This is a genomic window from Acidobacteriota bacterium (genome assembly GCA_038040445.1).
GTDB classification, from domain to species: Bacteria; Acidobacteriota; Blastocatellia; order UBA7656; family UBA7656; genus Onstottus_A; species Onstottus_A frigus.
The window spans coordinates 312,229-336,997 of the sequence record JBBPIG010000002.1 but is presented as its reverse complement, the minus strand read 5'-3'; the positions used below and the strand labels follow the sequence as shown (position 1 = coordinate 336,997).

The following is a 24,769-nucleotide window of genomic DNA, read 5'->3' as shown; positions in this document are numbered from 1 at the left end:
CGGGAACTCGAATCGATACTTGGAGGTTTGAGCGATGGACATATCAACTGTTTCAACTCCTAACGCGCCCGCGGCCGGGGGACATTACTCTCAAGCTGTCGTCTACAACGGGCTCGTGTTTGTAGCCGGCCAGCTCCCCATCGACCCGCTCACCGGCGAAAGACTCACAGGTTCAATCGAACAGCAGACCGAACAGTGCCTGAAGAACATCGATGAAATCCTCAAAGCGGCCGGCAGCCGTTTGAGCCGGGTGTTGAAGATGACGGTGTACATTTCCGACATCGACTTGTGGAGCGCAGTGAACACTGTCTACGCCAGAATGATGGGCGATCATCGGCCCGCGCGGGCTGTCGTCCCGGTCAAGGACCTCCACTACGGATTCAAGATCGAGATAGAAGCTGTTGCCGCCACCGACGCTTGATCGCTTGCGGTGGCAACGGCGCTTGAGCTTTCGGTTGGTTTTGATATTGTTCTGGTCTTCAACGATCAAGCAAAGCCAGGGGTCCGCGAACCGTGGAGCTATCTATGATTCGAAAGATATTCCATCTGGTGGTCCTTACCGGCGCATGCTTCGCCGCGTCGATGAACGCTAACGCCAGCCAGCTCATCGAGTCAAAAATCGAAACGAAACTCTTGCCTGCGCCGGTTGAATACAACGTCCTGCTTCCCGATGGATACGAGACAGCGAAAGACCCGCTGCCTCTGTTGCTCTTCTTGCATGGCGGCGGGGGTGATCGAGGCTTCCTCAATCGAATGCGCGCCACGATCGACGACATGTGGAAGGCGGGTACGCTTCCGAAAATGGTGGTCGTCACGCCGAGCGCCTCGCGATCATTCTACATGGATTACAAGGACGGCTCGCAGAAGTGGGAGTCGTTCATCATCGGCCCGTTTCTCGAACACTTGAGGCAGACCTACAAGGTCACCCGCGAACGCAAGGGGACCTTGCTGTTCGGAATCTCGATGGGAGGCCTGGGTGCGTTGAGGCTTGGTTTCAAATTCCCTGACCGGTTTGAAGGGATTGCGGCGCTCGAGCCGGGCATCGATCCCGCGCTGAAGTGGAAAGACGTCAAGCCGCGGAATCGATTCTATCGCAGCGATGAGTTGATGCAGACGATCTTCGGCAAGCCGTTTGACGAAGCATATTGGGAAGCCAATAATCCCGCCTCGATTTGTGTTGCGAACGCCGACAAGATTCGCGCTTCGGGATTGGAGATTTATTTCGACGTCGGCGGTCTGGACGCTTTCAACATCCACGAAGGCACGGAGTTCATCCACCGCGTGCTTTGGGAGTACAAGATTGCGCACGAGTATCATCTGGTGCGCGGCGCGGATCACGTTGGGCGCACGCTTCGGCCTCGCACGACTGAAGCGCTCGAGTTCCTGGCTCGGGTGTTGAATCCACCGGCGGCCGACGCGGAGGCAGAGGCGCTGCATCAACGGCTTGAGCCGATGAAGCGCGCGGCGGAGAAGAAGCCGTAACGTAGTTAGTTCTTTGCGGCTTTGCGTCTGAGCGTGAGGCCTTCAACGCAAAGACGCAAAGGCGCCAAGACCCCTCACCCGCCTCTCGCGAAAGTGTTACGTGACCGCGCACCGATTCTTGTGGTAAGTTCACCGGCGCAGTTGCTCTCAAACTCTTCCCAGGAGGCTGAATGTCGAACTCGAAAGATCTCCAGCAGGGCTCTCCAAAAGTATCGCGACGAGAGATGCTCAAGCTCACCGCCGCCGGCGCGGCCGGACTCACTTTTCTTCAACGGCGCTCGGTCGCGCGGACGCTCTCGAAAGAAAGCTTTCTCGATCTAACGGCCGTCGAGCGAATCGCCGATCGCGACACGGCAACGCTCAAGCCGCCGCTGCTGATCGATCTTCAAACCCACGTGTGGTGGCGCGCCGGCGGAATCGCAAAGATGTCGCCGCGAGGCGAGACCTTTCTCAAGACTCTGGCTGGCGCGCGAGCCTCGGTCATCGGGCGGCCGGTGCCGGTCGCCGACATGGGCCGCGTGATGCTCTTCGACGACATCTTCATGCAAAGCCAGACCGACATCGCTTTCCTGAACAGCTTCGGAATGAAGGGGGCCTTTGACGGCATCGATCTCTTCCCTCCACGCGAAGCGGCGATGATCCGTTCGATGGCGCCCGCGAGAATCAGGGTGCTCGGTTGCGTCGATCCGCCTGATGGCAAATCGGCGGTCGAGTCGCTCACATATCAATGCGAGGCGCTAAAGATCGACGGCCTCAAACTCTATCCTCCCGGACCCGACACGCGCGGTTGGCGGATGGATGATGAGAAGAACACCTACCCGCTCTACGAGGTGCTGCGGAAGCACCGCGTCAAGAACGTAACCGTCCACAAAGGTCTGCCCGGCATATTCCTCGAGGACTACTGTCACACCGGCGATATGGTTCGAGCGGCAGCCGACTTCCCGGATTTGAACTTCATAGCGTTTCATTGCTCGTATCCGTGGGACGCGGAGTTGGCTGATTACGGGAAGAAAGCGAAGGTGAAAAACATCTACGCTGAGATGGGCGCCATGGCGCAAGTGATGGTTCAAGCTCCAGAACGGTTCGCAACGATGCTGGGAACGTTGATCGATGGACTGGGAGCGGATCACATTCTGTGGGGAACGGACACGCCGGTGATCGGCCCGCCGCACTGGCAGATTCAAGGCTTCCAGGCGTTCACGATTCCCGACCAGATGATCGAGAAGAACAACTACAAGCAGCTCACCACCGAAGTGAAGAACAAAATATTGGGCGAGAACGCCGCGCGCTTGTTCAATATTGACATCAAGGCGGCGCGCAAGGCTGTCGAGGGTGACTTGCTGTACAAGCTTCGTGAAGACGGCAACCCGCTGCCGGTGGTGGTGGACATTAACAAGCTTCGACGGCAGTGACTGCTCGAGAATAGAAACAGAAAAGCAAGAGAGCGATGAGAGTGACGCGACGTGAAATGCTGCGCGGCGCCGGCAGTTTTGTCGGCGCCGCTCTGCTTGGCGAAAGCGCGATCGGCCGGATCAAGCGCAAACGACCGCGACGCAGCCGAGAAGTGAAGAGCGTCCGCGTTGGCGACTTGGGACCGCTTTCCGGAGCGAAGCTGTTTGAAGATGTGATCGCGTACTACAATCGCGGCGAGCATCGAACCGCGTCCGAGGTGGACCTGCGAACTTCGCAATGGCTGGCTGAACAACTCCGCGCGGCCGGCTTGAAGGCGACATTTCAATCTTTTGAGCTGCGGCAATTCCTCATTCATCAGACCAGGCTCGCGCTTGGCGATAGAAACATCAGGGCGTTTCCACTGTGGTTCCCTCATGCAACCGGTCCAAAGACGATCGACGCAACACTGGCCGTGTTCGACAAAGGCGCCGAGACTCGGTCATCGCAGGGCGCAATCGCGCTTGTGAAGTTTCCGTTCGATGCTCGTGCGGCGGTGGTCAACGGTTCGGGGCACGCTGAAATTATCTCTGGCGCCGCGAAGGCCGGGGCGTCCGCGGTTATTGCCATAACTGAGGGACCGACAAAAGAGATCATCGCTCTGAACTCACCGGCTGGAGTTGAACCGTGGCCGATTCCCGTCGTGTTGGTGGGGCCTCGGGACGAGGCCGGGCTTATGGCTGCGGCGAGGTCGGGCGCAAAAGTTTCGCTGTTGCTGGAGGGCGAAGATGATCGCGCGGCGAAAGCGAAAAACGTCATCGCTACGATGGAACGCGGAAAAGACTGGATCGTCGTTTCAACTCCCCAGAGCGGATGGTTTCGCTGCGCGGGCGAGAGAGGTCCGGGCATAGCGCTGTTTCTGGGACTCGCGCGATGGGCAAGCCGGCGCCCGTCTGGCGCCAGCTTCTTGTTCGTCTCGACCTCGGGTCACGAGCTGGGCGGGGTTGGAATGAAGGCTTTTCTGAAAGAGCTAGCCCCGCCGCCAGAGCGCGTCTTGTGTTGGCTGCACCTGGGAGCCGGCATTGCGACTTACTCGTGGGAGGAAACGGCGACGGGCTTGAAACGGCTTCAGGAGCCAGATTCAAGGCGATACTTGATGACTAGCCGTGATCTCGTGCCGGTTCTCACCGATGCATTTGCAGGCCTTTCGGGATTGACCCCAACGGTAGACCGCGCGGTTGGTGAGTTCGAGTTCATGCTAAAGGCCGGCTATCGAACTTTTGGAATCGCAGCCGGGCATCGGTTTCATCACACACCAGCGGACAGTCCCGAGATGACCGGGCCGGAGATACTCGAACCAGTGGGTAGAGCTCTGTTGAATGCTTTGGAAGCGGTGGAAAGGTCAGCAAGGGTCTGAGTACGCTAAAGCTCGTCATAAATCGTTGCACCCTCCCCTGCCGCAAAGAATGAGGAGTATCAGGTAGGAAAACGGGATTACCGGAATTAGCGCGGCGTTCTTGAGCTTTTCCCTGAAAGTTGTTTTGAATTTCAAAGCGACTGTTTTGATGTCTGAATCCGCTATGACTAGCACTTTACCCCTCTTTCTGATTTCCGTTCTGCAGTCATTGCGATCATGGCAATTATGGTCCCGCCGGTAACCCTCGACTTGCTCTCCTGTCTTGAGTGTGACCTTGATGTTAGGACACGAGCCTTGCCGAAGTTCGATCCGCTTGATGTCCTTATCAGGGATTGTTTGAATAGCTCCCTTCAGCTTGATCTCAATTTGGTCGCGCTGATGCCTATACAAGTCGCTCTCGATCTTGCGGCCGCTATTGAGCGTAATTCGGACGTGCTCGCAAACTGATGGATGTTGACCGAGGTCGCTTTGCAATGAGTTCGCGTTGGACTCCTGCTTTGGTTTCGCAATTGCGCTTAAGGGTGAGAGCAATAAACTCGCTGCTATGAACGAGGAAACCAGACGATGCATGATTTCGCTCCTTTCAAGATCGCGTTGTCGCGCGATTACCAGGCCACGCTACGCCCCACGATGAACTTGCGACAAGCCCGGTTGTGACACTTCCTGGATTGACACAATGCGCTTAGAGCCGACGTCTGTAGGATTGGTTTCAGCTCTCCAAAAGCCGACGCTATATCGATCTATCTAAGCCAAAAAGTCGAAAGCCGAGAACTGAGTCCCAACTCAAGTTTCTTGGCAAAAACCTGTAACGAAGCTCAGAAACCCCTTGACACGTAAGCCTTAGCGAAATAAGATAGAAGTGCTCGAAATCCAAGTTCTGCAACCTAGCAGACCACCAAAGGAGACAGGCTCGTGGCCAAGAAGCTCACCCTCCCCCTTCTCGTCGCTCTTTGTTTAATCGCGCTCGCAATCGGCAGTTCCAGCAGCGCCAATTCCGGTAACAAGAAAGACGTCACCTTCACCCGTGACGTCGCGCCGATCTTCCATAAGAACTGTGCGGAATGCCACCGTCCAGGCGAAGCTGCGCCGATGTCGCTCTTGAGCTACAAGGACGCGCGTCCGTGGGCTCGGGCGATCAAGGAGAAAGTCGCCACCAAACAGATGCCGCCCTGGCACGCTGACCCGCACTATGGCGAGTTCTCGAACGATCGCCGCTTGAGCCAGGCTCAAATCGAGACGATCTCCGCTTGGGTGGATCAAGACGCCAAGGAAGGCGACCCGAAGGACTTGCCGGCGCCGCCGAAGTTCGTCGAAGGCTGGATCATCGGCAAGCCCGATATCGTTTTGCCGATGCCCGAAGAGTTCACGCTCGAGGCTTCAGGGCCGGACGAGTATCAATACTTCGAGATCCCGACCAACTTCAAAGAAGACGTCTACGTTCAGGCGGCCGAAGCGCGGCCAGGAAACCGCAAGATCGTGCACCACATCATCGCGTTTGTTTCGCCTCCGTCGAAGGACGGCAAGCAGATGCAGTTCACCAAAGAACAGATCGAGAAGTACCAGCAAGACGCTGAAAAGAAATCCATGTTCCGTAAGGAAGGCTTCCTGATGCGCATGAAGCCGGGTATGCCCGTCCACGACGACGGTTGCGCGCTTCCCAACGGCGGGAACGGCGAGTCGCTGGACACGAAAGAGGAGTCACGCGGGTTTGATCTGCTTGTTGGCTTTGCGCCGGGGATGCCTCCGGGAGTGATGGAACCGGGTACAGTCAAGAAAATCCCGGCAGGCTCGAAGATCCTATTGCAGATGCATTACTCGAAAGCGACCGGCAAAGTCGAGAAGGATCGCTCATCGATCGGGTTGGTGCTGGCGAAGCAGCCTGCCGACAAGCATGTCTACACGCACGGAATCGCCAACGTCTACTTCCAGATTCCTGCGGGCGCCGACAATCACAAGGTCACTTCGTGCTGGACCGCGAAGGAAGACATTCACCTTCAAACCTTGATGCCGCACATGCACCTGCGCGGGAAGGCGATGAAGTTCGAAGCTATCTATCCTGACGGCCGTTCCGAAGTCATGATCGATGTGCCGAATTATAGCTTCTCGTGGCAGACGGTCTACTACTTGAAGAAGGCGATTGCGCTTCCGAAGGGGACCAAGATCGTCGTAACGGCGTTGTTCGATAATTCGACCGGGAATAAGTACAACCCGGACCCGAAGCAGGTGGTGCGTTTCGGCGATCCCACGTATGACGATATGATGATCGGTTGGATCAGCTACACGGTTGACAAGCAGCGCTTGCGAGACGAAACGGCGCTCAATCGCGCTGGTAAATAGCGCCGTCGTCGTGGAGACACTGACGCAAAGCAAACACGAAGTGGAACTTCGGGAGGGCTTGAAGATGAAAAGAACCTTGTCGGTTTCGATGGTGCTGGTGGCTGGGATACTGGCGGCAAGCATGATGTTGTCGGCTTCGATCAGCGCAAGCTCTGGCAGCAAAAAGGAAGTTACTTTCAACAAGGATGTGGCGCCGATCATTTACAAGAACTGCGCGGAGTGCCATCGCACGAACGACATCGCCCCAATGGCGTTGATGAGCTACAAGGAGGCTCGGCCCTGGGCGCGTTCGATAAGAGAAAAAGTGCTGACGCGTGAGATGCCGCCCTGGAGTCCCGACCCGAAATACGGCGAGTTCACCAACGATCATCGGCTCGCTCAGAAGGACATCGACACGATCGTCGCCTGGGTCGATCAAGGAGCGAAAGAGGGTAACGCAAAGGACCTGCAGCCGGTCCCCGAGTTCACCTCAACGGGTGGTTGGCGGTTAGGCAAGCCCGATGCGGTGTTCGATATCGGCAAAGACTTCACCGTCAAACCAGGAATGCCGGACACGATAGAGAACTTCATCGTTCCCACGAACTTCAAAGAAGACAAATGGGTATCGGCCGCAGAGATTCTTCCAGGGAACCGGAAGGTCGTTCATCACGTAATCGCCTTCATCCAGACACCTGAGATGATCGAGCAGTTCAAGAAGGGTGAAGGCCGCGCCCGCGCTGTGATGCAGAGCGACGTCTTCTATCGCGACGGGACGCTGCTCAAGGTAAAGGCGGACGCACCGGTAATTGACGACGGCTGCGGCAACCCGAACGGCGGGTCGGCTTTTAAGCGCCCGAGCGCCAGCGAAGGCGGCGACGTGTTTGGGCTGTTTCTGGCCGGGTACGCGCCGGGAAAGGGTATAGATGTTTTTCCGGCCGGCACGGCAAAGAAGGTACCGGCGGGTTCGATGCTGGTGTTTCAGATGCATTACTCGAGCTACGGCGGCAAATTCGATGGCGCGCAGGGCGATCGAACCAGGCTGGGACTGCACTTCGCGAACAAGCCGCCTGAGAAGTCTTTGAATACGGTTGGGATTCAGAATCATTACTTCAAGCTCCCAGCCGGTGATGGAAATCATGAGGTGACTGCGTGCTACACGTTCGACGCGGATGTACGCTTGACCAGCTACATGCCTCACATGCATCTTCGTGGCAAGGACATGCGCTACGACGTCATCTATCCGGACGGACGTAAGGAAACGCTACTGTCGGTTCCGAAGTTCAGCTTCAACTGGCAGACTATGTATTATTTGAAGCGGCCGGTTTCCCTGCCGAAAGGCACGAAGTTGATCGTTACGGCGCACTTCGATAACTCGGACAAGAACAAATACAATCCCGATCCGGCGAAGACGATTCGCTGGGGCGACCCGACCTACGAAGAAATGATGATAGGTTGGATGGAATACTATGTAGACGGCTCCTCCAGGATGGAGAAGCCGGACGCGACCGCGCGAAAGTAATAGCTTGATGGTCGCGCGGCTGTTTCGATTCACCAGAGGTTGCGCGTAGCGCGGCAAAGGGGACTAATGAAGAAAGCGATTTCGATGAGTGTTGGACTGGGGTGCCTGGCGGTGCTCGGGTTTATTTTCTCGCCGTTGACGCGCGCCAGTGGACCGGGCACGGCAAAGGCAGTCACGTTTTCCAAGGATGTGGCCTCGATCCTGTATAACAATTGCGCCGTGTGCCACAGGCCAAACGACATCGCGCCGATGACGCTGCTCAGCTACAAGGAAGTGAGGCCGTGGGCTCGCTCGATCAAAGAGAAAGTAGTCAATCGCGAGATGCCGCCCTGGAGCCCCGACCCGGCTTTCGGGGAATTCACGAACGATCACAGGTTGGCCCAGAAAGACATTGACACGGTTGTTGCCTGGGTCGATCAGGGCGCCAAAGAAGGCAACGCAAAGGACCTCCCGAAGATGCCCGAGGTTGTCGGCGGCGGATGGGAAGTCGGCAAGCCGGACGTCGTGCTTCAGATGGCCGAAGAGCATGTAGTCAAGCCGGACGATCCGGATCAATACATCAACTTCTTCATCCCGACCAATTTCAAGGAAGACGTCTGGGTACAGGCGGCCGAGATACATCCCAGCAACAGGCGAGTCGTGCATCACGTGATCGCTTTCATCCAGACTCCGCAGATGATGGCCAAGCGGGTCGAAGACGCGAAGGCTAAGGGCGAGAAGCTCGGAAAACGCGCCGCAGGCGGTTCGGGGTTGTTCTATCTGGACGGAAATCTGAGACGCGTAAAAATGGACGCGCCGGTGATTGATAACACTTGCGACCAGAAAGTCGCGGGCGGCCGGCAGCCAGGCGGGAACGGTGAAGGTGAGAACGAGGGGATGCTGCTGGCCGGCTTCGCGCCGGGAACGGGGAACACTGCTTATCCTCCCGGCACCGCCAAGCGACTTCCGGCTGGTTCGACTCTGATGTTCCAGATGCACTACTCCGCTTTCAGGGGCTCGCTCAAAGAGTCTGTGACTGATCGCACCAGCATTGGGTTGATCTTCGCCAAGCAGCCTCCGGACAAGATGGTCCTCACCAGCGCGGCCGCCAACGTGACGTTCAAGATTCCGGCAGGCGACGGCAACCACGAAGTCGTCGCGTGCCAGACGGTCCCGCGCGACATTCAAGTGATCAACTACATGCCTCACATGCACCTTCGCGGGAAAGACATGAAGTATGAGGCTATCTATCCCGACGGAAAACGCGAGACGCTGTTGTGGGTGCCGAAGTTCAGCTTCAACTGGCAGTCGGTTTACTGGTTGAAACGGCCGGTGAATATTCCCAAGGGCACGAAGTTAATCGTGACCGCTCACTTCGACAACTCGACAAAGAACAAGTACAACCCCGATCCGAAGAAGGATGTCAGGTGGGGCGATCCGACTTACGATGAAATGATGATCGGTTGGATGGACATCACGATCGACAACCCGATGAAGGCTCCGAAGCCTGACGCAGCGAGGGCTAGCGGTAAGTAATCTTGAATCTAGCACTGCGAACAATGGGCGCCGGTCACGGCAAAGAAGCTTTGCCGTGGCCGGCGCGTAGTGTATAAGAGAGAAACTGGAGACTGGCGCGACGCCGCCGGGCTCGTTAGGCTAGGGGAAGAGGAGCCTTAGTATGAAGAAAGCGATTACACTCTTGTTTGCCGGAACAGCCTTAACAGCGTTTTGTTTTCTTCTTTCACCGACGATCGACGCGAGCGATTCGAAGAAGGCCGTAACCTTTACGAAAGACGTCGCGCCGATCTTGTACAAGAACTGCGCTGACTGCCATCGGCCGAACGATATGGCGCCGATGTCGCTGCTGACCTACAAGGACGCGAGGGCGTGGGCCCGCTCGATCAAAGAGAAAGTGGTCACTCGCCAGATGCCGCCCTGGCACGCGGATCCGCACTACGGTCAGTTCTCGAACGACCGCACGCTAACGCAGCAGGACATCGATACGATCGTCGCCTGGGTCGATCAAGGAGCGAAAGAAGGCAGCGCAAAAGACCTTCCGGCCCAGCCTACCTTCCCCACAGATTGGAAGATCGGGAAACCCGATGTAGTTCTCTCGATGCAAGAGGATTACACCATCGAAGCCAGCGGTTCCGACGAGTACATCAACTTCACTATGCCGACCAGCTTCAAAGAGGATGTGTGGATTCAGGCCGCTGAGATTCATCCCGGCAACAGGAAGGTCGTACATCACGTCATCGCGTTCATACAGACTCCGCAGATGCTGGCTCAATGGAAGAGCACTGGGGGCCGTCCAAGCGCCCAGTCCATTTTCTATCAGGATGGTACGTTGGTTCGCGCGAAGCTGGACGCGCCGGCCTACGATGACGGCTGCAGCGCGCCCAACGGCGGGCTCGCTCGCGGCAGCGGCCAGGAAGGTCTTGGGTTCCCCTTGTGCTTCTACACCCCCGGCAAAGATATGGATGTGTTTCCTCCGGGCACGGCCAAGTCGATTCCCGCTGGCTCGAATATAGTCCTTCAGGTTCATTACTCGAAGACGACCGGCAAGGTTGAGAAAGACCGCAGCAGCGTGGGGCTGTTCTTCGCCAAGGGTCCGCCCGAGAAAGTGCTCACGTCGTTCGGCGTTATCAATCACTACTTCAAGATTCCCGCGGGCGCCGACAACCACGAGGTCAAGGCTTGTTACACCTTCAGCCGCGATGTCGAGCTGTTCACCTTCCTTCCGCACATGCACCTGCGTGGGAAGGACATGAAATACGAAGCGATCTATCCAGACGGCAGGCGCGAGACGGTGCTCTTCGTTCCCAATTACGACTTCAACTGGCAGACGTTGTACAAGCTCGAGAAACCGCTCCTACTTCCAAAAGGGACGAAGATGCTGGTCACCGCTCACTACGACAACTCGGAGAAGAACAAATACAACCCTGATCCTACGAAGACGGTGCGATTTGGAGACCCGACCTATGACGAAATGATGGTCGGGTACTTCGACTACGTCTCGGCGGCGCGAGCCCGCAAGGTCGCGAAGATCGACCTCAAGACGTACGACACATACGCGGGCGAATACGCGATCGGCCCGCAGCTTTTCACGATCATCAGGGAAGGCGACAAGCTGATGTTCTCGGTGCCAGGACAGGGTAAGGTGGAAGCGTTCCCTGAATCCGAGACCAAGTTCTTTTTCACGGTCATCGACGCGCAAGTTACCTTCGTGAAGAATGAGCGGGGCGACGTAACCGAGCTTATCTTTGAGATCAATGGCATGAAGCTGCGCGCGAAGAGAGTGAACAAGACAGCTTCGAGCGGCGCAGGTAAATAGGCTTTGCGCTCGTCATCAATCCGGTAGCATGCAGACGTTCACTGCGGTATCTTAGACGCCAAGGTCGCCCGATGATTTTCCAGGGCAAAGTATCTTGTTTGAAGCGAAGGAGAGAAGGATGAAAAGAACTCTGGGAGCCTCGATCACCGCTCTTTTCCTGGGAGCTTTCTGTGCTGTTGCTGTAGCCAGCGGTCCCGATGTGAAGAAGAGCAACGTTACGTTCGCTAAGGACATCGCGCCGATCTTCAATAACAACTGCGTAGGGTGCCATCGACCCGGCGAGATCGCGCCGATGTCGCTGTTGAGCTACAAGGACGCGCGGCCGTGGGCGAAGTCGATCAAAGAAAAGGTCGCGACCGGTGTGATGCCGCCCTGGCACGCCGACCCGCACTACGGTACTTTCGAGAACGACCGCCGGCTCTCGCAGAAGGACATCGACACAATCGTAACCTGGGTCGATCAAGGCGCGAAGGAAGGCAATCCCAGGGACCTGCCACCGTCGCCGCAGTTCGCAGGCGGGTGGAACATTGGCAAGCCGGACGTCGTCTTCTATCTGCCTCAGGAATTCACCGTGCCTGCAAGCGGCGTCGTCGAGTACAAATACTTCAAGGTCCCAACCAACTTCAAACAGGATATGTACATTCAAGCAGCCGAGATTCGTCCGGGCGAACGCGGCGTCGTGCATCATATAATCGTCTTCGCCCAAAGCGCGAAAGACCCGCAGCGCTTGATAGTCGGCTACGCGCCGGGCGAGCAGCCCGCGGTAATCGGCAAAGGACTCGCGCGCAAGATACCCGCCGGCTCGGATCTGATCTTCCAGGTTCACTACACGCCGAACGGGACGGAAACGAAGGACAAGTCTTACGTTGGATTCGTTTTCTCGAAGGAGCCGCCAAAGGCCGAGATCATGACGCGGCCGATTATGAACGCAAGGTTCGCGATTCCGCCGGGCGATCCGAACTATCGCGTCGAGTCGTCCTACACATTCACTCAGGACTCGCACGTCTACTCTCTGATGCCGCATATGCATTATCGCGGTAAGGACTTTGAGTTTCGCGCGACGTTCCCGGACGGCACGACGAGAGTTCTGCTGTCGGTGCCGAAGTATGACTTTGCGTGGCAGACCTACTATGTGCTGAAAGAGACATTGGCCGCGCCGAAGGGCACGCGCATCGACTGCCTTGCTCACTTCGACAACTCGGAGAAGAACAAGTATAACCCCGATCCGAAGAAGGAAGTGCGCTGGGGCGATCAGACTTGGGAAGAGATGATGATCGGCTGGATGAGCTACACCGTCGACGCTCCGCAAAGCAAGGTCGACGTCAGCCAGAACAAACAGTAGCAGCGGTCTGATTCTCTCGCTTAGAACTTTCGGTTAGAATCAAAGGGCCGATTCAACCTGCACGGTTGGGTCGGCCCGAGTAATATGACGGCAAAAGGCAAAAGGCAAAAGGCAAAAGTAGCGGCGCCAGGCTCGGCGTCGTGGCTGCCGCGGGCCCACCCACTCAGACGCTCTTTGCTCAGTGTTCTTACTTTTGCCTTTTGCCTTTTGCCTTTTGCCTTCACTTCCGCGCACGAGCCGATAACGACAAAAGTCAGGTTCAACAAAGAAGTCGTGCGCACCTTGCAGCGGAGTTGTTTGGGATGTCATCACACCGGCGGCATAGCTATGTCGCTAGCTACCTACGACGAAGCCCGCCCGTGGGCGAAGGCCATCAAAGAGGAAATTCTCGAGAAGCGAATGCCGCTGTGGCCCGCGGCTAAAGGCTACGGCGAATTCCGCAACGCGCCTTCGCTGACGCAACGCGACGTAGACTTGATAGTTAATTGGGTCGAAGGCGGCGCGCCCAAAGGTGACGATAAAGACTTGCCGGCAGCCCCGTTGTTCTCGAATGACTGGCAGTTGGGCACACCCGATCTTATTCTCAAGCCGGAGATCGAATCGAAGATTGAGGCCGATGCCAACCAGTACCGGACCTTCGAACTGCCGACTCACTTGAAAGAAGACCGTTGGTTGACAGCAATTGATTTGCAACCCGGCAACGGATCAGTGGTCCACTGTGCGGCACTGTACGTTTTGAAAAACAATGTGGGCGTGCAGCCGCCGCCGATGATGCCTGTCAAGAACGAAGAAGCGGCCTCTCCTGCGGATCCAGCGAATGCGGTAGTGCTTGCGACATGGATGCCAGGGCAGAAGACGGTCCGGTTTGATGATGGTGTCGCACGGCTGCTGCCCGCCGGCTCTCGCATAGCAGTCAAGATTCACTATCGCGGCTCGGCCGAAGCAAGCAAAGACGTGAGCGCGGTCGGCCTCTACTTTGCAAAGACTCCGCCGCGCAAACAGGTTCAGGAGTTCGCAATCACCAATCCTGACGCAATCATTCCTGTCGGCGCTGAGTTTCATCGATTGAAGCTGTCGTTCACGACGCCGGGCGACACAGAAGCAATCGCGATTCGCCCGAACGTGCATCCGCTGGTCGTTTCACTTCAGGCGACTGCATACCGGCCCGATGGCTCGGAGGAAGTGCTGATATGGACTCGCGGCTATCAGTTTGACTGGGAGCCAACCTATTACTTCAAGCAGCCCGTCGCCTTGCCTAAGGGCACGCGAGTCGAAGTGATTGCCTACTTCGACAACTCCGAAGACAATCAGAACAACGCGAGCAATCCACCTAAATCGGTGCGATGGTCCGAGCTGACTGCGGACCCGCTGTGTGCGCTTCTAGTCGCGAGCAACCGCGCCCTCACTGAGGGTGTGACCACGCGCTGACACCGTCAGCTCGGCGTTGGACAAGCCGAAGTATGGAAATAATACCCAAAGTAGTTGTGAAGATTGCCCTTTCTGGAGTCTAATATCCTCCAACGCTTGGTAGAGGAAGGAGACCTCAATTATGAAGGTGTTGCTCGTCTATCCGGAATTTCCGGAGACCTATTGGAGCTTCAAGCACGCGCTGTCATTCGAGGGCAAGCAGTCTGCTTTTCCACCCCTGGGACTGCTGACAGTTTCGGCGATGCTGCCCGAATCCTGGGAGCGAAGGCTGGTGGACATGAACGTGCGCTCGTTGAAGCAAAAGGACGTTGAATGGGCCGATGTTGTTTTTGCCAGCGCGATGATTGTTCAACAGGACTCGCTCAAGAGTGTGGTCAAGCTGAGCAAGTCGCTAGGCAAGCGAGTCGTCGTCGGAGGCCCGTTCGTCACCACCACCTTGCAACCGTTAGAGGGAGCCGATCACGTCGTGCTGGGCGAAGCCGAAGAGACTTTACCCGACATCATCCGTGACCTCGAGCGCGGCGAGGCTCGAGCTGTGTACGAAGCGCCCGAGCGTCCGGCGATGGCGCTAACGCCGATTCCTGACTTCAAGCTTGCCGATATGAGGCGCTACAGCGCGATGTCTGTTCAATATTCGCGCGGCTGTCCCTTCAATTGCGAGTTCTGCGATATCATCGAAATTTATGGCCGGGTTCCGCGAACGAAAAGCAACGAGCAGATGCTGCTAGAGCTGGACGCGCTACGCGACACCGGATGGCGCGGGACGGTATTTATCGTCGATGACAACTTCATCGGGAACAAGAAGAACGTCAAAAAACTGCTGCCCGACCTGGCTGAGTGGCAGGAGCGGCATGGCCGTCCGTTCACCTTCATCACCGAAGCCAGCGTCAACCTCGCCGAGGACGATCAACTGCTCGGCGGGATGCGGCGAGCCGGATTCAACCGCGCGTTCCTGGGAATCGAGACGCCGGTCCAGGAAAGCTTGAAAGAAGCCCAGAAGGGTCAGAACATGCGGCACGACCTTCTCGAATCGGTCAAGAAGATTCAGAGCTACGGCATTGAGGTGATGGCCGGTTTTATTGTCGGTTTCGACAACGATCCCGACGACATCTTCGATCGCATGATCACCTTCATAAAGGAGAGTGCGATTCCGCTGGCGATGGTCGGGCTGTTGACTGCGTTGCCTAACACGCAGCTCTGGCGAAGGCTGAACGGGGAAGGACGGCTGCTCGGCGAGAGCGGTGGAAACAATACGCATTCGGACCTGAACTTCATCACGCGAATGGATTCAACCCGGCTGGTGGAGGGCTACAAGTCGATCTTGCGAACGATCTACGACACTCGCGAATACTACGATCGCGCGCTTGAATGTTTGAAGCGAGTCTCGCAGCCCGGACCGAAATCACAGCGAGGGAACTCATTTATGCGAGATGTGTCCGCGCTGACGCGAATCACGCTCAAGCTGGGCGTGCGAGATCGCGACCGGATGGAGTTCTGGCGGTTCATGACCCAGACACTCGCGCATCATCGCGGAGCGTTTGCTGATTCGATGAGGCTGGCAGCTATGGGCTACCACTTCCGCAAGCTGACTGAGACTTATTGCGAATAGTGTACTGGGGCAATTCGCAAACGCCACTTGGTGGAATTACGCTCGACCTAACGAGCACGTCCCCGACATTGTCTGCCGCCAATCCAGCAAACGGGGTTGGTGGATCGTTCAAACTAGTGGCCCGTAACATCGCTTCACGTGAAGGGCGGTATCCGCGCAAATCGGCCGAATCAGTGTCATCCGTGGTCTATGGCAATGCGATCCTTAGGAACCGATAGACCACCGATGACTCGGGTTTGACGGATTCGCACTGATTTCGTACCCGTTTGATCGCTAGCGAAACGGCTGTTACAGGGCACTGGCCAGGAAGCAAACAATGAAGGCTGATGTTTTCCACAAGAGACAATCTCCTTTTCAGTTCGTTCTTGATGAATTACTTCCGATTCGTCCGGCCGTCAAACAGATGTTCGGGTTCACCTATGTCTACCTCGACCAGAAACTCCTTCTCTCAGTCCGCGATAGCGCTAAGCAGCCGCGGTTCAATGGCGTTTGGCTTTATACTCTGGCCGAACACATTGAGAGCCTGCGCAAGGAGTTCCCCCAGCTACCGAGGCGCTCCTTCTGGAGATCGGGGAAGAATGCCTGGGTGATTCTGGCTGCCACGCTCGAGGACTTCGAGGAGTATGCTCTCCGGGCCTGTGAGCTGATCCTAAAAGGGGATCAGAGGGTTGGTAGAGTAACCCGTCGCGGTGGAGCCCGCTAAGTCGCTCGAGCTCACGCGCACCTCGGCTTGAGGATCATCTCTCAAGTTGAAGCCACGCGGCCTCGTTCGGCATTGGACGCTCTGCCGAAGTTCATACACCTTCGTTTGACAATTACCTTGACTGACTACCAAGAGCGGCAAGGCGGGCTTGCCGATAATTCTGCTACGGAGCAAACACATGAAGCGAGTTCTGTCACCCGTGATCGTAGTGCTGATGCTGGCGCTTGGCCTGCAGGCGCAGACGGCGCAGGATGAGGCCCCACTGACCAGGCTGCTGAAGGAGTTTCTTGACGGCGCCTCGCGCAACGACGCCGCGATTCACGACCGGTTCTGGGCCCAGGACCTGATCTATACCGGCTCGTCCGGGCGGCGGATCGGCAAGGCGGACATCATGCGGGATCAGCGCTCGGCGTCGGCCCCCAAGCCCAGAGATCCGGCGACTACTTACGCTGCCGAAGACATTCGAATTCAGCAGTACGGCAATACCGCGATAGTCGCGTTCCGGCTGGTTGGCACGACCATGAAGGAAGGGAAGAGCGAGACCTCGAACTACTTGAACACCGGCACCTTTCTCAAGCGCAACGGCAAGTGGCAGGTCGTGAGCTGGCAGGCGACCCGGATGCCGCGCTCAGAAGAAGACGCCAAGAAAGAAGTCGCTGCAAGCGAGGCCGCTTTTCATAAGGCCATACGCGCTGCGGATATCAAAACACTGGAATCGTTGATGGATGAAAGCTTCATCTGGACGCATGCCGCCGGAGAGCAAATGACCCGGCAGCAATTGCTCGATCAACTCGGATCAGGTCGCTTGAAGTATTCGAAGCTGGAGACCAACAACGTGACCGTCTCGGTGTATGGTGACACGGCGGTTGTGCGCGGAACATCGCCGCGTCAACGCTCGTCGATCCCCGGCTCCGAGGGCACTGGAGATGCCAGCCCGTTCACCGCTTTTTACACGCTGACGCTTATCAACAAAGGCAGTGGTTGGAAGGCTGTGGCGATGCAGACGAGCCGGACGTAACTTGGTGGCTGGCAACGTGTGTGATACCTAATCGCAGGCCCGGTCTGCGGCCTTTCGCGGTCTAGTCCGGCTCTTGCGGAATCAGATTGCCTGATCGCAGCTTTGCGATTGGAGATGCCTTTCAAACTTCGACGGCGCATTCAAGGAGGTCGACATGTCGCTAAACGGAAAGCACGCGCTGATCACCGGCGGCTCCCGTGGCATTGGCAGGGGAATCGCCCTGAAACTGGCGGAGAGCGGCGTCAAAGTAGCCGTCCACTATTACCAAAACGAGGCTGCCGCAAGAGACACGCTCGCCGAAGTCCGCACGCGCGGATCGGATGGTGTGGTGGTGCAGGCTGATGTTATGCATCCGGAAGAGATCACCAGTATGGTCCGGAAGGTGAAAGAGGCCTTTGGGAAGATTGACATCTTCGTGAGCAACGCACGCCCCGAGATACCGGCGTTCTTCCAAGGCCCGTTGGACATCACGCTGGAACAGTGGGACGCAGCGTTTGATTCACAGGCGAAGGCGTTCCTCGTTGCGGTTCGAGAGGCGATTCCACTGATGGGCGACGGCGGAAGAATCTTCGCAATCACCTACGCCGAAGGGAGCCGCACTGGCGGGTTGCAACCCTGGGTTGGCATGGGCTCAGCGAAGGCAGCGCTCGAGTCACTCGTTCGTTATTTCGCGGTAGCCCTCGCCAAACGCGGCATCACGGTGAATGCGATCAGCCCCGGATGGACCGAGGACAGCGTATTGAACACGCTGCCCGAGGAAGCGCAAGAACTTCTTCGCAATTGGCACCAACGCGGGTGGACTCCGATGGGGCGCCTCGGAACGCCGGAAGATATCGGCAACGTTGTGTCGCTGTTTTGTTCGGCTCAAGCTAGCTGGATAACGGGACAGGTGATATATGCGGACGGCGGCGCGTCGTTGATGAATCCGGAGGTCCCTACTGAAATACAATTGGGATAGTCCCGTTGCAAAACCGGTGAGTTGCAGTATAATCCGTGTCGGCTCGTAGTAAGCGATATATTACAGACCCGCTCACGTGAGATTTGGTTACTTCGCTTTAGTCAGTTCACAAACTACGAGGGATCACGAGAACTATTATGCTAAGATGCCCCCACTGTACGGTCGCATTTCACGACATCTGGGCTGAACCCCACCTTCAACAGGACGGTAAACGTAACTGGAATGTACGCCATACGCTCTGCCCTTCCTGCCGCGAATTGACTATAGAACTTGTTGTATACACTCTACAAGCTGGTCATAATGTACGGACTTTACAAATTAGGATTTATCCCAAGGCCTCAACTCGTTCACCCGTCGCGCCAGAGGTGCCCGAGCCTCTCTCGTCGGACTACACAGAAGCCTGTCTGGTTATGCCTGATAGTGAGAAGGCAAGTGCAGCATTGAGCCGCCGTTGTCTTCAGATGATTCTTCGAGACAAGGCTGGTATAAAGCACGGAAATCTAAGCGATGAGATTCAGCAGGTCATAGACTCGAGACAACTACCCTCGCAGTTGTCGGACGCGGTTGATGCAGTAAGGGTAGTAGGAAACTTTGCGGCTCATCCGATTAAGAGCACTAATACCGGCGCGGTGATTGAGGTTGAACCACAAGAAGCAGAGTGGCTGCTCGATACCCTCGAAGCGCTATTTGATTTTTATTTTGTGCAGCCAGCAATACTTCAGAAGAAGCGCGATGCGCTTAATCAGAAACTTACGGATGCGAGCAAGCCCCCTTTAAAATAGAGTCTGATATGTGGCAGCCTAAACATCGCTCGCGTTGCACATCCGGCACGTTGCCGTATAATCCGGGTCGGCTCGGAGTAAGTGGTGTATATATCACACGTCGGGCTGCTTCGTCATTCTTGCTCATGCTCCCTAGTCGCCGTATGGTTCTGCGACCTTAACGGAGTCTGATCCGATCTTGATTACACGGCCCAATCGCCGTGGTATGACTACGGGGACCATTCAAAGTTGGACCTCCAGAGGTGAATTAGCGCTATGAAAAGATTCCTGGTATCTCATCTATGGTGGATTACATTGTTGCTCGCGCTTTCTATGTTAATAGCACACACCCTGTCATTTCAGCCGATCAAGATAGATAACACTTCCATAATTCTCCTACTCGTCATCCTTCTTAGCCCTTTCATTTCGGCTATCACAAAGATCAAGATAGGTGATTTCGAGGCGGAGATTGATCCGAAGGAAGTAAAGAGAATAAGGGAGGAAGTTTCTGCACAGATCACTGAGTCTGAGAGCGACGCTCCTAGGCAGGTCCTAGAAGCCGAAAATACCACCAAAAGCATTAAGGCATTGGCTGATACTGATCCAATTCTTGCCCTGGCGAAGCTTAGGATCGAGTTGGAGAAAGCCCTCAACAAGCTCTACCGGATAACGCATAAAGATAATCGGGATCGCCGCTCTAAGACCGCAGGCCAGCTCGTGCATATACTCTCTAACACAGAGATATTGCCACCAGAGATTGCGCGTTCAACGCGCGAAGTTATTTCAATCTGCAACAGAGCTATTCACGGAGAAGATATACAGAGGGAAGATGCAGAATCTGTTGTCGCGAGTGGTTCCTCCTTACTCTATCAACTCTCCTTTTACATGACTGAGTACTTATTGAAGCCCTTCGAGTCAACCACGATTGATAAAGCTACTTTAGATCAATTCTGGAATTCGCGCTATAAAGTGATCGCGATTGTACCCTTGGTGGACAGTCCTGTTAAGAACACTTACATTTTTGATCAAGAGGAACTCGATGAATATCTTGAGGGCTATGATGAATATGCAGAATTTATTGTAGAAATGAAGAAGCTAGACTCAGCCGAAGAGGTCTGAAAGCGCATGCAACGGAGGTCGCGAAGCGCAGTTCGCGTGATACCTCGGGTTGCTCAGGCCGTGAGCTGACAGCCTGTCGTCGAGATCAAGGCGGCTATCGAGCCGTGTAACAGGGGAGCATTTATGGAACCGTTCATTGATGGGCGCTCTGCAAACTATAAAAGTCTTCAGTATATTGAGAACAAAAGCTGGATCTGCGGCTATTGCTCGCGCACAGTCTCATCGGATCGGGGTTACATGATTGGTCAGCACCAGGACGCGAGTGGCGCACAGACCGGAGGAGTCTACATCTGTCCGAACTGCCGCGGACCGGCGTTCTTTGCTCCGACAGGCTCGGTTCTTCCTTCACCGGCCTTTGGCACACCAGTACAACATCTACCTGAAACTGTTGAAGCCGTCTACGAAGAAGCGAGACGTTGTGTTGGAGTAACCTGCTACACTGGAGCCGTATTGCTCTGTAGAAAACTGCTGATGAACATTGCAGTTGCACAAGGGGCGCAAGAAGGTTTGAGGTTCATCGAGTATGTGGACTTTCTCGCCGCGAATGGGTATATCCCGCCGAATGGCCGACACTGGGTCGATCACATCCGCAGAAAGGGAAACGAGGCAACTCACGAGATAGTCCTAATGGAGGAGACGGATGCAAAGGAGATATTAGTATTTACAGAGATGTTGCTCAAATTCGTCTATGAGTTCCCGGCGATCGTGCCGTTGCCCAGCGCCAGCCCGCAAACAGCGTTATAACTCTTCAATACACATTTAGCGAGGAAAGACGCGCCGCACGATCGTCAGCTAGAACACCTTCGGCGATCGTGAGCCGAGAAATCGAAGGCATGGATACTCAGATTCTCATTGCGCTAGTAACGTCCGGGTCGGCCCTGCTCGTCGCGATTACTACTGGCATCCTTCAGTTTCTCCAGTCGCGTTCGTATAGTCGTCAGCAGAAGAGTCTTACGCGAGACGGTCGGGCCTGGGATATTGCGATCGAGCAGTGGCGCGAGAAGCAGAAGGCTATTCGCGAAAGTTCCAAAGCGATTCAGAGCTTCCAAGACGAGATGCTGCTCTTGATCAGATCTGCGCCGAAGTCATTGCTTGCCGCTGAACGACGCGAGCGCGTGCAACACGCCCAAGACGCGGTTATCACGGCATACCGTGAGCATCACAGCGTGTTTGATAACGACGAGCGTCGTCGCTTTCAGGTTGCGAAGGAAAAAGCGATCGAGATCTCCCTCTTTTTGGACATGACTGGCGTATGGGACGGCCAGTGGCTGGAGATCGGTGACCGCGAGGCCACCGAGATAGATAGGGCATTGTCGGTAATTAGCCAGAGCCAGCACGAACTGTTGCTTTCTGCTCTAAACGAGTTTTCTTCACTGGCTCTACCACGACTGGGTTGATCATGACCAAGAACCTCCGCCTCCTTTGGGTTGACGACGATGCGACGTCTCTGCTTCGTCCGTTGGGACTCTTCTTTGAGAGAGAAGGGTGGCTGGTGTCCGCGGCTGCAGACATCTCCACCGCTGAGCACCTGCTGAGGTCGGAGCCTTTCGATGTTGTACTGCTTGATCTGGTCTTTGACGATCCAGCTTCTTGGAGATCTGGCGGTCTTGGTGGCCTCGAACTCGCTGAGAAACTTCAAAACAAAGAACTCGGGCCGAAAAATGCTGATGTCCCGACCCTCTTCCTCTCGGTTGTGCCCCGAGATGAAATCGCCGAGAAAACGGGTGAACGGTGGACTGCCCACTATCACTTCGACAAAGCAGCGCTCCTCGATCAGGACATGATCAAGCAACTTTTGGCCGCGTTGAAGCAAGCCGCCTTGGCGAGAACGAAAGAGGGTGATGAAGTGGAACGGTGACAGGGTTCATCTAGGTGGCGAGCGACCTTCCAACTGGCCCTATGCTCCACAACCGCAAACTACTCGTCGCGAGGTACGCACCCTTAGACTGCAGCAGAAGCTGCTGCTTCGAACGATAGGAATGGTGGATAACTACCGACAGTTGCGACGGGGGCTCTGATGAATCACAGAAACCTTAAGCGGTACTTCCTTGCTCTCTTGCTCGTGTTGGGGTGCGTTGTCTTCGCCCGTAGAGGTGATGCGCAGAGGACTCCTAACAACTGGAAGCCTGAGATACCAAAGACCTGGGTGGACACCGAGATCGCCGCGTTAGAAATACCCCTTTCCGATCCTGCTAGCTCACCGAAGCATATTCCCGCTGATTACTACTACCGCATCCCTGTTCGGCCAATCTACAAGAGCTATCCGGTGTACGCCCCGGATAAAGAGCCGCCGGAATACATCGAAGGGCTTGGCAAGCTGGAACCAGAAATCATCTTCGATGCTTCAAAACTCAGGACAGAGCAAGATTGGATAAAGGCGGGCGAACTTGTATTCGACGCGCCCATAGGCACCGGCAAGTTGGGCGCCCTAGGGCCGAGTAGTGAGCTTTACCTGAAGAGGCGAAATGGTACTCAACAACAATAGCGCACGTTGCTAAGGACGGCACGTTACCGTTTTACCGCTACGTTATCTCGGAAAAAGGAGAGGTCGAGATTGGAATTCTCTCTTGCGCGATGTGCCACACACGGGTCATGCCGTACGGAAGAATCCCCAAAGGCGCGCAGGGCAATTCCCCGTTCGACCGCGCATTGGCCTATGACTTCCGATCAGCAGCCGACAAAGTTGACGCCCCACGGACCCTCGAACGTTTACTCTTTACCGTGCCCGGCGGTGACTCCAAACCGGAGAACAAGTTCGACAAGATGTCAGTTGAAGACCTTGCCTCGCCGCATGAGGCGATTCCGCCGGGAGTGTTAGCGCGTCATCGTTCGAGCCCGTCGTATCCGGTGCAAAGTACCTTCGCTGAAGGGTGTGTGGTATAGAGGGCCCTTCGAGCACAGCGGCTCCGTTGCTACTCTTGAGGATTGGTTTGACCGCCGACGCTTGCGAGACGACTATGTGCCGACAGGATTCAAGGGCTCTGAAGTGAAGACGCGTGCGGTGAAGGGGCAAGAGTTCGGGCTGGATCTTTCGGCGGAAGATCGTAAGGCGCTGATCGCGTCGCTGAAGACGTTGTGAGAGCGCCGGAAGGTTGTATGAGAATCATCGATCTCACTGCTGATAACACCCGAGCGGTCGAGCAAGCTGCGAGGCTTCTCGTGGATGGCTTTCGTGATACTGGTTCGGAGGCCTGGACGAATCTCGACGACGCTCTAGCGGAAGTGAGAGAGTCTTTTCAACCGGGGCGCATCACCAGGATTGCCGTTGACGAAGGGGGCAACGTACAAGGCTGGATCGGCGGGATTGAAGAGTAGACCGGACACGTTTGGGAGCTTCATCCGTTGGTCGTCCGCCGGGATTGGCAGAGGCAAGGAGTGGGTCGCGCGCTGGTGTTGGATCTTGAACAACAAGTTGCTCAGCGGGGGGGTACGACAATTATGCTAGGCACCGACGATGAGAACTCTCGGACCTCCGTGGGTGGGATTGAACTCTACCCGGACGTCTTGGGCAAGCTTCGAGTGATACAGAATCTGCGTCAGCATCCCTTTGAGTTCTATCAAAAAGTTGGTTTTGAAATTGTCGGCCTCATTCCAGACGCGAGTGGCTTTGGCAAACCGGACATCTGGATGGCAAAGCGTGTCGGGAAGCCCGAAGAATCCGTCTGACAGGTGAACGGGAACTTAACGCAAGGACGCAAGGGCGCAAAGACGCAAAGAACGAAGAGACTTTGCGCTCTTCGCGGCCTTGCGTCTTTGCGTTAAGCTTGGTTTCACGCTGAATCGAATACCACCGCGCCTCGCAGGCGCATAACAGGAGCGATAGAAATGACGCGAAGAAAATTCATCAAGACCAGTGGCGCGACGGCGCTTGCCGCGGCTGGGACCGCAGGCAGCGCGCTTGCCACAACGAACTCGACTCAGGCCAAAGCCGGGAAGAAGAAAGTATCCACTGATCGCGCTCCGAAGCCGGTAGGCCCGTATAGTCAGGCGATCGTCGCCGGCAACACGATCTACGTCGCCGGGCAGGGACCGTTCGATCCGAAGACCGGAAAGATGGCCGCGACTTTTGATGAGCAGGCGATCCAGGTCCTTGAGAACATCAAAGCCATAGTCGAAGGGGCTGGCGCCACGCTCGCCGACGTGGTCAAGGTGAACGTCTATCTCGCAGACCTTGCGAACTTCGGCAAGATGAACGAGGCGTACAAACGCTATTTCACCGAAGCCTATCCCGCGCGGGCGACTGTCGGCAGTCAGTTGCTCCTAGGGATGGGGATTGAAGTCGAGTGCATCGCAGTGAAGGCGTGAAGGGCACGTTAACGCAAAGACGCCAAGACGCTAAGGCGCGAAGAAGCTTTGCGCTCTTTGCGGCTTGGCGTCTTTGCGCGCGACCGGCCT

At 56.0% G+C, this 24,769-nt stretch carries 22 protein-coding genes and 1 pseudogene; all 23 read left to right on the top strand.

Annotation, left to right across the window (positions count from 1 at the left end):
- The first annotated feature begins 34 nt into the window (after positions 1–34).
- The 23 genes and pseudogenes from AABO57_03620 (at position 35) to AABO57_03510 (ending at position 24,679) form a co-directional block, all read left to right on the top strand.
- The gene (locus AABO57_03620; protein MEK6284807.1) at positions 35–421 is read left to right on the top strand and encodes a Rid family detoxifying hydrolase; all 387 of its coding nucleotides are present in this window, start codon (positions 35–37) and stop codon (positions 419–421) included.
- Positions 422–525: 104 nt separating this feature from the next.
- The gene (locus tag AABO57_03615; GenBank protein ID MEK6284806.1) at positions 526–1,482 is read left to right on the top strand and encodes an alpha/beta hydrolase-fold protein; all 957 of its coding nucleotides are present in this window, start codon (positions 526–528) and stop codon (positions 1,480–1,482) included.
- Positions 1,483–1,652: 170 nt separating this feature from the next.
- Positions 1,653–2,894: an amidohydrolase family protein gene (locus AABO57_03610; GenBank protein MEK6284805.1), complete on the top strand. Its 1,242-nt coding sequence runs from the start codon at positions 1,653–1,655 to the stop codon at positions 2,892–2,894.
- Positions 2,895–2,929: 35 nt separating this feature from the next.
- Positions 2,930–4,288 (top strand): hypothetical protein, encoded by a 1,359-nt coding sequence (locus AABO57_03605; GenBank protein ID MEK6284804.1) that lies wholly within the window; start codon positions 2,930–2,932, stop codon positions 4,286–4,288.
- Positions 4,289–5,200: 912 nt separating this feature from the next.
- Entirely contained in the window at positions 5,201–6,625 is a 1,425-nt protein-coding gene (locus AABO57_03600) for a cytochrome c (protein ID MEK6284803.1), read from the top strand.
- A gap of 64 nt (positions 6,626–6,689) precedes the next feature.
- The gene (locus AABO57_03595; protein ID MEK6284802.1) at positions 6,690–8,123 is read left to right on the top strand and encodes a thiol-disulfide isomerase; all 1,434 of its coding nucleotides are present in this window, start codon (positions 6,690–6,692) and stop codon (positions 8,121–8,123) included.
- Between the two features lie 66 nt (positions 8,124–8,189).
- Positions 8,190–9,638: a thiol-disulfide isomerase gene (locus AABO57_03590; protein MEK6284801.1), complete on the top strand. Its 1,449-nt coding sequence runs from the start codon at positions 8,190–8,192 to the stop codon at positions 9,636–9,638.
- Between the two features lie 142 nt (positions 9,639–9,780).
- Positions 9,781–11,436, top strand: coding sequence for a thiol-disulfide isomerase (locus AABO57_03585; GenBank protein ID MEK6284800.1), 1,656 nt, complete (start codon positions 9,781–9,783; stop codon positions 11,434–11,436).
- 118 nt (positions 11,437–11,554) lie between these two features.
- Entirely contained in the window at positions 11,555–12,778 is a 1,224-nt protein-coding gene (locus AABO57_03580) for a cytochrome c (protein MEK6284799.1), read from the top strand.
- 327 nt (positions 12,779–13,105) lie between these two features.
- On the top strand, positions 13,106–14,206 hold the full coding sequence (locus tag AABO57_03575) for a hypothetical protein (protein ID MEK6284798.1): 1,101 nt from the start codon (positions 13,106–13,108) through the stop codon (positions 14,204–14,206).
- Positions 14,207–14,327: 121 nt separating this feature from the next.
- A complete protein-coding gene (locus AABO57_03570) occupies positions 14,328–15,815 on the top strand; it encodes a radical SAM protein (GenBank protein MEK6284797.1) in 1,488 nt (495 codons plus the stop codon).
- Between the two features lie 316 nt (positions 15,816–16,131).
- Entirely contained in the window at positions 16,132–16,518 is a 387-nt protein-coding gene (locus AABO57_03565) for a hypothetical protein (GenBank protein ID MEK6284796.1), read from the top strand.
- A gap of 178 nt (positions 16,519–16,696) precedes the next feature.
- Positions 16,697–17,536: a nuclear transport factor 2 family protein gene (locus AABO57_03560; GenBank protein ID MEK6284795.1), complete on the top strand. Its 840-nt coding sequence runs from the start codon at positions 16,697–16,699 to the stop codon at positions 17,534–17,536.
- Between the two features lie 154 nt (positions 17,537–17,690).
- Positions 17,691–18,494 carry an SDR family oxidoreductase gene (locus tag AABO57_03555; protein MEK6284794.1) on the top strand — a complete coding sequence of 268 codons (804 nt, stop codon included), beginning with the start codon at positions 17,691–17,693 and terminating at the stop codon, positions 18,492–18,494.
- Between the two features lie 137 nt (positions 18,495–18,631).
- Positions 18,632–19,276, top strand: a complete 645-nt coding sequence (locus AABO57_03550; protein ID MEK6284793.1) for a DUF4145 domain-containing protein — start codon at positions 18,632–18,634, stop codon at positions 19,274–19,276.
- A gap of 255 nt (positions 19,277–19,531) precedes the next feature.
- On the top strand, positions 19,532–20,374 hold the full coding sequence (locus AABO57_03545; GenBank protein MEK6284792.1) for a DUF4145 domain-containing protein: 843 nt from the start codon (positions 19,532–19,534) through the stop codon (positions 20,372–20,374).
- A 237-nt stretch (positions 20,375–20,611) separates the two neighbouring features.
- Complete coding sequence (locus AABO57_03540) at positions 20,612–21,118, top strand: DUF4145 domain-containing protein (GenBank protein MEK6284791.1); 507 nt, start codon at positions 20,612–20,614, stop codon at positions 21,116–21,118.
- A gap of 89 nt (positions 21,119–21,207) precedes the next feature.
- Positions 21,208–21,771 (top strand): hypothetical protein, encoded by a 564-nt coding sequence (locus tag AABO57_03535; protein ID MEK6284790.1) that lies wholly within the window; start codon positions 21,208–21,210, stop codon positions 21,769–21,771.
- Between the two features lie 2 nt (positions 21,772–21,773).
- Complete coding sequence (locus AABO57_03530) at positions 21,774–22,232, top strand: hypothetical protein (GenBank protein MEK6284789.1); 459 nt, start codon at positions 21,774–21,776, stop codon at positions 22,230–22,232.
- 159 nt (positions 22,233–22,391) lie between these two features.
- A complete protein-coding gene (locus AABO57_03525) occupies positions 22,392–22,859 on the top strand; it encodes a hypothetical protein (GenBank protein MEK6284788.1) in 468 nt (155 codons plus the stop codon).
- 611 nt (positions 22,860–23,470) lie between these two features.
- The gene (locus AABO57_03520; GenBank protein ID MEK6284787.1) at positions 23,471–23,689 is read left to right on the top strand and encodes a hypothetical protein; all 219 of its coding nucleotides are present in this window, start codon (positions 23,471–23,473) and stop codon (positions 23,687–23,689) included.
- 15 nt (positions 23,690–23,704) lie between these two features.
- Positions 23,705–24,040, top strand: a pseudogene (locus AABO57_03515) (GNAT family N-acetyltransferase).
- Positions 24,041–24,199: 159 nt separating this feature from the next.
- The gene (locus AABO57_03510) at positions 24,200–24,679 is read left to right on the top strand and encodes a Rid family detoxifying hydrolase (GenBank protein ID MEK6284786.1); all 480 of its coding nucleotides are present in this window, start codon (positions 24,200–24,202) and stop codon (positions 24,677–24,679) included.
- Positions 24,680–24,769: the final 90 nt, after the last annotated feature.